Raw genomic sequence first — 12,723 nt, forward strand, 5'->3', positions numbered from 1 at the left:
TCGTCCCGCACATGCCTGACTTCGACTGGGAGCGGCCGCTCCGAGACCTGCACGAGCTGCGGGAGCTGACCGGCGGGCCGGACGGGTCGCGCCGGCTGGCGTGGAGCGAGGACTGGCGCGGCGCGCGCGAATGGCTGCTCGGCAAGCTGGCCGAGACCGACGCGACCGTCGAGCGCGACATCGCGGGGAACCTGTGGGCGACGATCCCGGGTGAGAGCGACAAGATCGTCGTGGTCGGCTCGCACATCGACGCGGTGCCGCACGGCGGGTGGCTCGACGGCTGCCTGGGCGTGATGGCGGCGGTCGAGGTGCTGCGCGGCCACAAGGGCGAGACGCCCGCGGTGACGCTGAAGCTGGTCGACTGGGCCGACGAGGAGGGCGCGCGGTTCGGCCGTTCGCTGCTGGGCTCGAGCGCCGCGGCTGGGACCTTGGACCCCGACGCGGTCCGCCACCTCAAGGACAACCAGGGCGTGGCCTTGCCGGACGCGCTGAAGGAGAACGACGTCGACCTGGACACGATGGGCCAGGCCGAACTGCCGGAGATCGCCGCCTACCTCGAGCTGCACATCGAGCAGGGCCCGCGCCTGGAGGAGGCCGGCAAGCCCGCCGCGGCGGTGATCGGCTGCTTCGGCGTCGAGCGCCACGCCATCCGGTTCACCGGCAAGTCCAGCCACGCGGGCTCGACGCCGATGAACCTGCGCCGCGACGCGTTCCTCGCGGCCGGTCGCTTCGGCCTTGCGGCGCGGGAATCGGCCATCGCCCGCGGCGGCGTGGCGACGATCGGCACCGTCACCGCCGAGCCCGGCATCCCGACGATCATCAACCAGGTGTGCGAGGTCACGCTCGACCAGCGCGCCTTCAAGCCCGAACAGCTGCGCGACATGCTCGCGGATGTGAAGGAGGCCGCGTCGAAGATCGCGTCCGAGGAAGGCTGCGAGGTCGAGTGGACGCGAATCTGGCAGATCGACCCGATCCCGTTCGACGCGCAGTTGGTCGACCTCGCCGCGCAGGCCGTGGGCGAGATCACCGGCGACGAGGATCCGCCGCGGCTGCCGTCCGGCGCGCTGCACGACGCCGCCGAGGTCGCCCGCCGCTACCCGACGGTGATGGTCTTTTCGAGCTCGACCGACGGCGTCAGCCACAACCCGAGCGAGGACACGCCGGAGGACGACCTGCGCGTCGCCCTCCGCGCCTATGGCCGGCTCTACGAGTTGACCGCGGGGATGATCTCCGCGCCGTAGGCCTCGAGGGTCTCGTCCTGGCCCTCGGTCATCAGGTAGACGATCCACTCGTCCACACCGATCGCCTCCAGGCCGCGCAGCTTCTCCACACACTGCGCGGCCGAGCCGATCACGCAGAAGCGGTCGCAGATCTCGTCCGGGACGAACGACCCATGGGCGGCGCCGACCCGCGAGTGGTCCTTGTAGTCGTAGGCGTCGCGGTTGCGGATGTAGTCGGTCAGCTCATGCGGGATGTCCGACGTCTCGCCGTGGACGCGGATGATGTCGGCGACGTGGTTGCCGACCATCGCCGGGAACCAGCGCACCTCGTCGCGCGCCTGCTGGAGGTCGTCGCTCACCTTCGACGGTGCGCACACCAGGCACTTCAGCGCCGCGGGATCGCGCCCCGCCTCCTCGGCCGCCTTGCGGGCCGTGGCCATCGTCCACTCGATGATCGTGGGGTCGGCGAGCTGGATGATCACGCCGTCGCCGACACGCCCCGCGACGCCCAGCGCGCGAGGCCCGTACGCGGCCACATAGAGCGGGATCTCCGGCTTGTCCTGCGCCCACTTGAGCTGGATCTCGGTGCCCTCGTACTCGACCGGCTGCCCGTTCATGAAGGCCTTGATCATCTTCAGGCGCCGCTCGAACTCGGCGATCTTCGTCGGCTGGCGGCCCATCACGCGCACGGCGCTGTCGCCACGCCCCATCCCCATGACCATCCGGCCGCCGGAGATGTCCTGGAGGGTCGCGTGGGCGGACGCGGTGACCGGGGGCTCGCGGGTGACCGGGTTGGTCACGCACATGCCGATCCGCATCGTGGTCGTCTCGCGCGCGAGCAGCGTGATCAGCGGGTACGGCTCCTGCCAGAGGATCGGGGAGTCGTAGGTCCAGCCGGAGTTGAAGCCGAGGGACTCGGCCTTGACGATCAGCTCCACCAACCGCTGATACGGCGGGTCGGGGAGGACGGTGACCCCGAATTGCATTACGCGTTCGGGAGGGCCGGCTCGAAGATCGAGCGCTTGACGAAACGGCCGTGGCCCGGCTCGGAGATCGACTTGCCCTCCTGGGCGACCGTGGTCCCGCGCGAGAGCACGAAGCGCGGCTGCCCTTGGACCTCCCAGCCCTCGAACGGGTCGTAGTCGACGTCCATCTGGTGCGTGGCGGCGCTGATCGTGTGCTTGACCTCAGGGTCGAACACGACGACGTCGGCGTCGAAGCCGGGGGCGAGCGCTCCCTTCTTGTCGAGCCCGAAGATCCGCGCCGGCCCCCAGGAGCCGTGGCGCACGAGGTCGATCACCGACATGTGGCCCGGGCGGACGGACCGGTCATACAGCAGCGTCAGCCGGTGCTCGATCGCGGGCAGCCCGTTCGGGATCTTGGTGAAGTCCCCGAGCCCGAGCTCCTTCTGCTCTTTGTAGTTGAACGGGCAGTGGTCGGTCGAGACGCCCTGCAGCGCGCCCTGGCGCAGCGCCTGGTAGAGCACGGCCTGGTGGCGCTCCTCGCGCAGCGGCGGCGAGCAGACGTACTTCGCGCCCTCGAAGCCCGGGCGAGCGAGGTCGTCGACGGTCAGGTAGAGGTACTGGATGCACGTCTCACCAAAAATCGGTAGACCGCGGTCGCGCGCGGCGCGGATCTCGGTCACCGCCTCCTCGCAGGTGACGTGCACGACGAACAGCGGGCGCTTGGTCCACTCCGCGAGCCGGATCGCGCGCCCGGTCGCCTCCCCCTCCACCTCGGGCGGGCGCGACCACGCGTGGTACTTGGGGTCGGTGTTCCCCGCCTCCATCGCTTCCTTCTGGTAGCGGACCACGGCGTCGCCGTTCTCGCAGTGGACCATGACCAGGCCGCCGGTCTTGCCCGTCTGCTCGAGCACCGCCAGGAACTGCTCGTCGTCGACCATCAGCGCGCCCTTGTAGGCCATGAAGACCTTGAACGAGGTCACGCCGTCGGCGACGCACTGCCCCATCTCCTCCACGACCTCGGGGCGCGCGTCGGTGATCGCGCAGTGGAAGCCGTAGTCGATGTGCGCCTGCCCGTCTGCGCGCCCGTGCCACTCGGCGAGCGCGTCCTTGAGCGAGCCGCCCACGTACTGGATGCAGAAGTCGACGATCGCCGTCGTCCCGCCCGCCGCGGCCGACGCCGTGCCGGTGTTGTAGTCCTCGCAGCTCCAGGTGCCGCCGAACGGCATCGAGAGGTGGGTGTGGTTGTCGACCAGGCCCGGCAACACGAGGCAGCCGGAAGCGTCGATCTCCTCGTCGGCCGACAGGCCGGTGCCGATGGCGACGATGGACTCGCCCTCGATCAGCACGTCTGCGTCGAACGCGTCGGTGGCGGTGACGACCCGCCCACCCCGGATGAGACGGCTCATCTTCGGAACCCTAGTGAAACTGGCCATTCGGGTGAGCCTGCAGCCGGTATAACCCTCGCGGTCATGGGTCGGGCCTTGCTGATCGTCGCGCTGTTCTTCACCGCGTTCACACACGCTGCGCAAGCCGCTCCGCACTGGAGCGCGCCGGTGCTGATCGCGCCGCAGCTCGTCACGACCTCGGTGTCGTGTCCGTCTCCCACGTTCTGTGCCGCCGTCGGGGGCGCCAACGCCTCGGTCTACGACGGCGCACGCTGGAGCACACCGGCCGGAGTCGGCGAGCACACGATCCTGCAGACCGTGGCCTGCCCCGCACCCGGAGTGTGCACCGCGGTCGGGCGGGACGGGGCGGTCGCGACCCTTGCCGCCGGCAAGTGGACCGCGGGCGTGATCGACGGGGCCGCTTCGATCCCGGCACTCTCCTGCCCGACGACGACGTTCTGCCTTGCGCTGGACGTCGACGGCAAGGCGTTCGTGCTCGACCACGGGAGCTGGAGCGCCGGCGCGGCGACAGGCGCGAGCTCCGTGATCGCCGTCTCGTGCCCGTCCTCGTCGTTCTGCGCCGCGCTCGAGCGCGGCGGCGGCGTGGTGACGTACTCCGGCGGGACGTGGGGCGCGCGGACGCCCGTGCTCGGCAACGACGCGCGCGCGATCTCCTGCTCGTCGGCGTCCTTCTGTGTCGCCGTAAGCGAGACGACCACGTCCGTGTTCACCGGCTCGAAGTGGACGGAGAAGCGGTTGCCGCGGCCGGTCGACTACTTCGGTACGGCGTCGGTCGCCTGCCCGCTCGACGGGTCCTGCGTCGCCGTGAACGCGAGCGGTCTCGCGACCTTCTATCGCAGCGGCGCGTGGAGCGATCCCGATTGGGCCGATGTGAACTACTACGTCCCCGCGGGCGAGCACCCCGGAGGGATCTCGTGCCCGTCGCTGACGTTCTGCGCGATCGTCGACGGCAACGGCACGGCGACGACGTTCAGCGGCGGCAAGTGGAGCGACCTGGAGGCGGTGGGCGCGAACCTGACCTCGATCGCTTGTCCGACGGCGACGTTCTGCGCCGTGCTCGACGCGAATGGACGCGCGCTCACGTGGGACGGGCACAGCGCGACGCCGCCCACGAAGATCTTCGACCCGGACCGTCCGGCGACGGCCGTCTCGTGCGCCTCGCCGACGTTCTGCGTCGCGGTCGACCATCTCGGCGGCGCGGTCACGTTCGACGGCGCTCGCTGGAGCGCGCCGGTGGCGACCGGCACCCTGTACCTCGCCGCCGTCTCGTGCCCGACGGAGTCGTTCTGCCTGTCGTACAACCAGTACGACGGGGTCTTCGTCGCGCGTCGCAACGGCACGTGGAGCGCCGCGGCGTCAGGCGGCGCCGGGGCCTTCTCCTGCGCGAGTGCGACGTACTGCGTCGCCAACGGCCGCCAGGGTGGCGTCACGACCTTCGACGGCTCGCAGTGGAGTGCGCCGGTCGCGGTCGGCTCCGAACTCCCCCTCGCGTCGATCTCCTGCCCGGAGCCGGGCTTCTGCGTCGGCGTGGACCTCTTCGGACGGGCGATGACCGGCCGCGACGGCGTGTGGAGCGCGCCGCAGAGCATCGGCTGGGGGTCCCGCGTCACGTGTGCTTCGCCGGCGTTCTGCATGGCGGTCGACGCGTCGGGCAACGCGCTCACGTATGACGGCGCGAACTGGAGCGCTCCGGCGCCGTTCGACGACGCGGGCGGACTGGCATCGTTCTCCTGCGCCGCGAACGACACGTGCGTGGCCGTCTCCCCATCCGGCTACCTCATGACGTACGGCGAGCCGGCGCCGACGGCATCGCCCACCCCGACGGCCACCGCGACGCCCACCGCCACGGCGACGGCCACCGCCACGCCAGCGGCGACGGCCACCGCCACCGCGACGGCCACCGCCACGCCAGCGGCCACAGCCACCGCAACCGCGACGGCCACAGCGACCGCCACAGCCACCGCAACCGCGACGGCCACTGCCACCGCGACCGCGACCGCCGCGCCGACGGCCACCGCCTCTCCCGCGGCCACCGTCGCACCCACGCCGCGGCCCACCGCGTCACCCACGCCGACCCCCTCGAAGCCGGCGCCCTCCGTCGCGTCGCTACGGACCGCCCGACCGGCCAAGCGCGCCATCGTCGCCACCGCCGCCTGCGCCGGCGAGCCGCAGACGCGGTGCGCGCTCACATTCACGCTGCTCGCCGGCACGCGCACGGTCGGCTCGGCCAAGGTGACGTTGGCCGCCGGGACGAGCCGCACCGTGACGGTCAAGCTCAGCGCGTCCGGCCGGCGTCAGCTCGCGAAGGCCAAGAAGCTGCGCGTGCGGCTGCGGGTCGCGACGACGCACCGCGTCATCGCGACCAGGACGCTCACGCTCAGGTGATCTGGTAGACCGGCCCGTCGCCGCCCTCAGGGGGCGTCAGGCGGCCGCCCTTGGCGGTGATCGCGCCGCACTGCACGCAGTTGGAGGGGTTGACGATCAGGTCGATCATCCCCTCTTCCGGCGCGTCCTCGGGGACCTCGTACACGCCCGCGGGGCACATCCACGCCCAGCCTTCGCCGACCTCGCGCGGCACCCGCTGCTGGATGCGGATGTGCGAGGGCGCGTCGTCGCGGGTCGCGTTGCCGGTGAGGAAGACGCCGGAGAGTTTGTCGAACGTGTACTTGCCGTCCGGCTTGGGATAGCTCTTGTGGCGATCCGTGAGCGTCAGCGGCGCCTCGCTGTCGCGGTGCGTCGCCCAGTGCCCGCCTGGGAAGCGGCCCTTCGTGACCACCATCGCGTTGGTGATCGCGCCGCCGAGGATCAGGCCCTTGGCGAACGGCTGCTTCATGTTGCGCGACTGGTAGAGCTCCTTGCCCATCTCGGACGCGTAGATCTCCTTCTCGTAGCCGGAGAAGTCCGTCGAGTGGTTCTTGAGCTGCTGGTAGATCGTCTCCGCCGCGAGCCGCCCGGACTCGATCGCGTAGTGGATGCCCTTGAGCTTGGGGACGTTGACCATGCCGCCCGCGTCGCCGGCGATGACCATGCCGGGAGCGTGCAGCGTGGGCATCGCCCAGTAGCCGCCCTCGGGGATCGCCTTCGCGCCCCACGCCTTGCGCTCGCCGCCTTCGAGGATCCCTCGCACGAGCTTGTGCTGCTTGAACTCCTGCAACACGTCGTGGACGGAGAAGCGCGCGTCGGTGTAGTCGAGGCCGGTCACGAACCCGATCGACACCTTCGGCGTCTCGCCCTCGCGGTTCATGCCGTAGATCCAGGAGCCGCCGAACTCCTTGTACTTCGCGCCCCAGCGCAGCGGCCAGCCGAGCGTGTGGACGATCTTGTCGAAGGACTTGGGGACCTCCCAGACCTCCTTCACGCCCAGCGCCCACACCTGCGGGTCCTTCGGCGCGAGGTCGAGCGCCTTCAGCGCCGCGCCCGTCAGGTGCCCCCAATTGCCCTCGGCCAGCACCGTGGCCTTGGCGATCACGTCCGAGCCCGGCTCGAAGTTGCCCTTCTCGCCGCCGGACTTGTCACGGCCCTTGTCGCCCGTGCGGACGCCCACGACCTTCTGGTCTTCGACCAGCAGCTTCGCGCCGACGGTCTCGGACAGGACGTAGGCGCCCATCTCCTCGGCCTTCTCGCCGAGCCAGCGGTTGAGCTCGGCGACGCTGACCACGTAGTTGCCGTGGTTGCGGAACGGCGGCGGCGTCGGCTTGAGCGGGACCGCCCGCCGCTTCGTGCAGAAGTACACCGTCTCGTTCTTCACTTCGCCCCAGTGCGGCCACGAGTCGTCGTCGGGCAGCAGCGTGCGGATCGCGGACGGGTTCATGACGCCGCCGGAGAGCTGATGCGCTCCGGCGACGCGGCCCTTCTCGATCACCGCGACGGGGACCTCGCCGAGCGACTCCGTCAATTCGGGATCGTCCTCGAGCAACTGCAGCAGACGGATCGCGCAGGCGAGGCCCGCCTGGCCGCCGCCCACGATCGCGACGCCGACCTCGATGCGCTCGTCCTCGGCGTCCGTCGGCGGCCCGACGAACTCCTTGGCCGAGTCGACCGGCGGCGGGAACTGACTGGGAGCGGCGGACATATGCGGTTAGCCCTTCTTCGCCTTCACGGCCTCGGTCAGCTTCGGCACGATCTTGTTGAGATCGCCGACGATGCCGAGGTCGGAGAACTCGAAGATCGGGGCGTTCGAGTCCTTGTTGATGGCCACGATGTTCTCGGAGGCCTGCATGCCCACCTTGTGCTGGATCGCGCCGGAGATGCCGGCCGCGAGGTACAGCTTCGGCGCGACGGTCTTGCCCGTCTGGCCGATCTGGGCGGAGTAGGAGTACCAGCCGGCGTCGACGACCGCGCGGGTGGCGGCGACGGCGCCGCCGAGCGCGCCGGCGAGCTCCTCGAGCGCCTCGAAGCCCTCGGCCTTGCCGAGGCCGCGGCCGCCGGCGACGAGGATGTCGGCGTCCTCGATGTTGACGTCGGCGCCGCGCTGCTCGCCGCGCTGGACCATCTTCGCCTTCAGGCTGTGCGCCTTGAACTCGACGTTGAGGTCCTCGACCGTGGCGGTGCCGCCGGTCTCCTTGGTCTCGAACGCGTTCAGGCGGCCGATGATCACGCCGACCTTGGAGCGGTAGTGGACGCTCGAGATCTGCGAGTCGCCCAGGATCGGGCGCTCGGCCACCAGCTTTGAGTCCTCGACGCGGACGTTGGTGACCTCCATGCAGACGCCGGCGTCCAGGCGCGCGGCCAGGCCGGCGCCGATCTCGAAGCCGAGCAGGCCGCCGCCGAAGAGCGCGTAGCCGAGGTCGTTGGCCTCGATCGCCGCCGCCATCGCGTCGACGACCGGCTGCGCCAGGCCCTCGGGACCCTCGACGCGGTACACCTTCGATGCGCCGTAGTTGCCGAGCTGGCTCGCGAGGTCGTCACCGATGCCCTCGCCGACGACGATCGCATGGCACTCGGTACCGAGCTCGGCGGCGAGCTTCGCACCCTCGGAGACCGCGCCGAGCGAGTTCTTGTTGAACGCGCCGTCGTAGTGCAGCGCGTAGACCAGGATCCCACTCATGCCAGCAGCTTCCTCTCGTCGAGCCAGGCGATGATCTTCTCGACCGTCTCGTTGGTGTCCTCATCCTCGATGATCTGACCGGCGGACTTGGCCGGGGGCGCGGCGAAATCGCTGCAGTGGGCGCGGGCGTGGTCGTAGCCGACACGATCGGCCTCGATCCCCACGTCGGCCGCGGACTTGGTCTCGAGCGGCTTCTTCTTGGCGCCCATGATCGCCTTCAGCGACGGGTAGCGCGGCTCGTTGATCGCGTCGCCCACGGAGATGACCGCGGGGAGCTCGACCTGGACGGTGTCGTAGCCGTACTCGGCCTGGCGCTCGCAGCGCAGGGCGCCGTCCTCGACGTCGATCTTGATGACCTGCGTGAGGCTCGGCATCTGCAGGTGGTCGGCGACGACGGCGCCGATCGTGTAGCACTCGCCGTCATCGGACTGCTGGCCGAGCAGGACCAGGTCCGGCGCCTCGGCCTCGAGCGCCTTGGCGAGGGCGTAGCCGGTGCCGTTGACGTCCGAGCCCGCGAGCGCGTCGTCGGAGAGGTGCAGCGAGCGGTCCGCGCCCAGCGAGACGGCCTTGGTCAGCGCACGCTTGGCGCTCTCCGGCCCCATCGTGACGGCCACGACCTCGTCGATGGAGAGGGCGCCGCCCTCCTTGAGCTGCATCGCCGCCTCGATGGCGTGCGTGTCGAACGGGTTGAGGTTCTTCTCCCCGCTCCGGTCCAGACGCCCCGTCGACGCGTTGATGCGCTTCTCGACGGCGGCGTCCGGCACCTCTTTGACCAGGACGCAGATCTTCACTCGGTCACCTCTATCTCAGAACGAACGTTCGGCATGCTAGCGCGTTGACTGACCAGTCAATCCAGTGGTTCGGCCAGGGCCAACAAACGTTGGAGGACTCGTTCGCGGAGCTCACCCGTGGGGGGTCCCATGCCGAGGAGCTCGGCGAGCCAGAGCCCGTCCGCGGCCAATCGGGCAACCGTGGCATCGACCGGATCGCGCCCTTCGCGCTCGACGCGATCCTGCCAGATCCCGTATTGGCGCCGCACTGTCACCAGCAGAGACGGATCCCCGATCAGCGCCGCGAGCATGCCCAACTCGTTCCCCTCGGGCCCGCTGGACTTTACGTAGCCGCGGACGAACGCCGGGTCGGCCTCGTCGATCTCGCGCTGGAACTCGGCCATCCAGCGCTCGATCATCCCCTCGACGAGCTCGCGCTTGGACTTGAAGTGGTAGAGGAGGCCGCCCTTGGAGACCTCGGCCTCCTCGGCGACGGCGTCGAGCGTCAGCGCCTGCGCGCCGTCGCGCAGGACGACGGCGCCGGCCGCGTCGAGAAGCCTGTCCCTAGTGCGCGCCGGCGGCATTCAGCCCCACGACGCCCAGGATGATCAGCCCGAGCGAGGCGACCTTGAGCAGGTTCGCGCCCTCGCCGTAGGCGAGGATGCCGATGATCGCGATCGCCGCGGTGCCGACCGCGGACCAGATCGCGTAGGTCGTCCCGACGCTGAAGTGCTTGAGCACCAGCGCGAGCAGCCAGAACGAGATGCCGTAGCCGACGACCACGATGGCCGCGGGTAAGGGCTTGGAGAACCCCTCGGAGGACTTCAGAGCAAGGGTGGCGATGACTTCGGAGGCGATCGCGAGAGCGAGGTAGATGGCGGTCATGTCCTTTACTGTACCGTCTGGACGGTACAGTTCAAGGCGTGACGGCGCCCTCGATGAAGTCGATGATCGCCTGCGTCGGCGCGCCCGGGGTGAAGACCTCGGCCACGCCGAGCTCCTTGAGCTCCGGGATGTCCTGGTTGGGGATCGTCCCCCCGACGGTGACGACGACGTCGCCGGCGTCCTGCTCGCGCAGCAACTCGATCACGCGCGGGACGAGCGTCATGTGGGCGCCGGAGAGGATCGACAGCCCGACCGCGTCGGCGTCCTCCTGCAACACGGTCTCCACGATCTGCTCCGGCGTCTGATGCAGGCCGGTGTAAATGACCTCCATGCCGGCGTCGCGAAGGGCGCGGGCGATGATCTTCGCCCCGCGGTCATGCCCGTCGAGGCCGGGCTTGGCCACAACGACGCGGATTTTCCTGGCCATGCCTCCGGATAATACGAGGACTTCCTCCTTAATGGGCGCGCCGCCTCGTGAGAAGCTTCCGACTCGCCGTGCGATCCCACCCTCATCCAGACGCTTCTGACCTGCTCCGCACCGAGCACGCGGTCGCGCGCGTGCTCGCGTGCGCCGGTGGAGAGGACGACGCCTACCCCGGGCTGCTGGCGGCGATCGGGGAGTCGCTCGATTGCGCGGGCGCGCTGTGGGTTCCGGGGGACGGTGGGGATCTGCACTGCGTCCAGACCTGGCCGGCGGGCGCCGCCGTGGGCGCGGCGCTGGTCGCGGACGCGCCGGTGGCCGAGCGGGGCGCGTTCGCGTTCCCTCTTCGTGGCGTCGGGGTGATGGCGTTCGCCACCGCCGCGCCGTTCGAGCCCGATTCCTCGCTGCTGGCGTCGATGGAGAGCCTCGGCGGTCAGATCTCGCAATTCGTGCTGCGCTGCCGGGCGCAAGCCGCCGTGCAGGCGTCCGAGGCGCGCAAGACCGCGATCCTCAACGCCGCGTTCGACTGCATCATCACGATGGACCACGAGGGCAACGTGGTCGAGGTCAACCGCGCGACCGAGCGGGTCTTCGGCTACCGCGCCGAGGAGATGGTCGGGCGGGAGGTGGCGGAGCTGATCGTGCCGCCGGCGCTGCGTGAGGCGCACCGGCGCGGCGTCGCTCGATACCTGACCGTGCCGGGATACACGTCGGTCAGCGGCGGGCATCCACTCGCGCTGCCCGGGATGCGCGCGGACGGCAGCGAGTTCCCGGCCGAGATCGTCGTCACCCGCGCCGACCTCCCCGGGCCGCCGCTGTTCTGCGGCTACCTGCGCGACATGACCGACGCGAAGGCGCGCGAGCGCGAGCAGAAGCGCCTGATGGCCGAGCAGGCGGCGCTGCGGCGGGTGGCGACGGCGGTCGCGGCGTCGACCGACCCGCGGCGCGTGTTCAGCGTGGTGACCGAGGAGGTCGCGCGGCTGCTCGGCGCGCAGAGCTCGAACATGGTGCGGTTCAACGCGGACGCGACGGCGACCGTGATGGGCGGGTGGAGCCAGGCGCCGATCACGAACATCCCGATCGGCGACACGGTCGCGATGGACGGCGACACGGTCTCCGCGCGTGTGTACCGGACGGGCCTGCCGGCGCGGGTGGAGAGCTATGCGTCGCTGGACGGTTCGCTGGCTTCGCGGTTGCGGGAGCTCGGGTTCAAGTCGGCCGTGGCGGGCCCGATCTTCCTCGACGGGCGGCTGTGGGGATGCGTGATCGTCTCCTCCGTCGACCCGGACCCGCCGCCGGTGGGTGCGGAGCAGCGGATCGCGGACTTCGCGGAGCTGGCGGCGCAGGCGCTGGCCAACGCGGAGTCGCGGGCGGCGCTGGCGGCGTCGCGGGCGCGGATCGTGGCGGCGGGCGACGACGCGCGCCGGCGACTGGAGCGCAACCTGCACGACGGGGCGCAGCAGCGGCTGGTCTCATTGGCTTTGACACTGCGGATGGCGGCGCGGCGGCATCCGGACGATGTCACTTTGGAGCAGGCGAGTGAGGAGCTCACGTTGGCGTTGGAGGAGCTGCGGGAGCTCGCGCGCGGCATCCATCCCGCGGTGCTGACGGAGCGCGGACTCGAGCCGGCGGTCGAGTCGCTGGCGGCGCGGGCGCCGTTGCCGGTCGAGGTGTCGATCTCCTTGGCGTCGCGGCTGCCGGGGCCGGTCGAGGCGGCGGCGTACTACGTGGTGGCGGAGGCGCTGACCAACGTCGCCAAGTACGCGAGCGCGTCCGTGGTGTCCGTGGGTGTGGAGCGCTCGAACGGGACGGCGCTGATCGAGGTGCGCGACGACGGCGTGGGTGGGGCGGCGGCGGGTGGCGGCGGGTCTGGGCTGCGTGGCCTCGCCGACCGGGTCGAGGCGCTAGGCGGGCGCTTCGAGCTCGACAGCCCGCTCGGCGCGGGGACGACCGTGCGGGCAGAGATCCCGGTTCGTTGACCGCTGCCGAGTTGCTCCGGAGCGTCACTG

11 protein-coding genes are annotated in these 12,723 nt (G+C 70.6%); 3 read left to right on the forward strand and 8 right to left on the reverse strand.

The features are described 5' to 3' along the window. Positions 1 to 11: 11 nt before the first annotated feature. A complete protein-coding gene (locus G569_RS0105465; RefSeq protein ID WP_028062674.1) occupies positions 12 to 1,241 on the forward strand; it encodes a Zn-dependent hydrolase in 1,230 nt (409 codons plus the stop codon). On the opposite strand, the gene G569_RS0105470 is transcribed toward G569_RS0105465, so the two are convergent. Both G569_RS0105470 and hydA read right to left on the reverse strand, forming a co-directional pair. Next, positions 1,205 to 2,206, reverse strand: a complete 1,002-nt coding sequence (locus G569_RS0105470) for a TIGR03842 family LLM class F420-dependent oxidoreductase (RefSeq protein WP_028062675.1) — start codon at positions 2,204 to 2,206, stop codon at positions 1,205 to 1,207. The genes G569_RS0105465 and G569_RS0105470 overlap by 37 nt on opposite strands. Next, entirely contained in the window at positions 2,206 to 3,591 is a 1,386-nt protein-coding gene (gene hydA, locus G569_RS0105475; protein ID WP_028062676.1) for a dihydropyrimidinase, read from the reverse strand. Before hydA ends, G569_RS0105470 begins: the two co-directional genes overlap by 1 nt. Positions 3,592 to 3,654: 63 nt before the next feature. Here hydA and G569_RS62250 point away from each other — a divergent pair, with 63 nt between their 5' ends. Then, entirely contained in the window at positions 3,655 to 5,976 is a 2,322-nt protein-coding gene (locus G569_RS62250) for a hypothetical protein (protein WP_157591837.1), read from the forward strand. On the opposite strand, the gene G569_RS0105485 is transcribed toward G569_RS62250, so the two are convergent. The 6 genes from G569_RS0105485 to icmB are packed head-to-tail and all read right to left on the reverse strand — an operon-like array spanning position 5,969 to position 10,720. Next, a complete protein-coding gene (locus G569_RS0105485) occupies positions 5,969 to 7,663 on the reverse strand; it encodes an electron transfer flavoprotein-ubiquinone oxidoreductase (RefSeq protein ID WP_028062677.1) in 1,695 nt (564 codons plus the stop codon). The genes G569_RS62250 and G569_RS0105485 overlap by 8 nt on opposite strands. Positions 7,664 to 7,669: 6 nt before the next feature. Beyond that, on the reverse strand, positions 7,670 to 8,638 hold the full coding sequence (locus G569_RS0105490) for an electron transfer flavoprotein subunit alpha/FixB family protein (RefSeq protein ID WP_028062678.1): 969 nt from the start codon (positions 8,636 to 8,638) through the stop codon (positions 7,670 to 7,672). Next, positions 8,635 to 9,429, reverse strand: coding sequence for an electron transfer flavoprotein subunit beta/FixA family protein (locus G569_RS0105495; protein WP_053225902.1), 795 nt, complete (start codon positions 9,427 to 9,429; stop codon positions 8,635 to 8,637). Before G569_RS0105495 ends, G569_RS0105490 begins: the two co-directional genes overlap by 4 nt. A 56-nt stretch (positions 9,430 to 9,485) precedes the next feature. Further along, on the reverse strand, positions 9,486 to 9,992 hold the full coding sequence (locus tag G569_RS45815) for a TetR/AcrR family transcriptional regulator (protein ID WP_037494802.1): 507 nt from the start codon (positions 9,990 to 9,992) through the stop codon (positions 9,486 to 9,488). Further along, positions 9,973 to 10,293 carry a DMT family transporter gene (locus G569_RS0105505; protein WP_028062680.1) on the reverse strand — a complete coding sequence of 107 codons (321 nt, stop codon included), beginning with the start codon at positions 10,291 to 10,293 and terminating at the stop codon, positions 9,973 to 9,975. The genes G569_RS45815 and G569_RS0105505 overlap by 20 nt, the downstream gene beginning before the upstream one ends. 31 nt (positions 10,294 to 10,324) lie before the next feature. After that, complete coding sequence (gene icmB / locus G569_RS0105510; RefSeq protein WP_028062681.1) at positions 10,325 to 10,720, reverse strand: coenzyme B12-dependent isobutyryl CoA mutase small subunit; 396 nt, start codon at positions 10,718 to 10,720, stop codon at positions 10,325 to 10,327. Positions 10,721 to 10,788: 68 nt separating this feature from the next. Between icmB and G569_RS57335 the strand changes: the two genes are divergently transcribed. Beyond that, positions 10,789 to 12,693, forward strand: a complete 1,905-nt coding sequence (locus G569_RS57335) for a PAS domain S-box protein (RefSeq protein ID WP_157591838.1) — start codon at positions 10,789 to 10,791, stop codon at positions 12,691 to 12,693. Positions 12,694 to 12,723: the final 30 nt, after the last annotated feature.

Source organism: Solirubrobacter soli DSM 22325, from assembly GCF_000423665.1.
In the GTDB taxonomy this organism is placed as follows: Bacteria; Actinomycetota; Thermoleophilia; order Solirubrobacterales; family Solirubrobacteraceae; genus Solirubrobacter; species Solirubrobacter soli.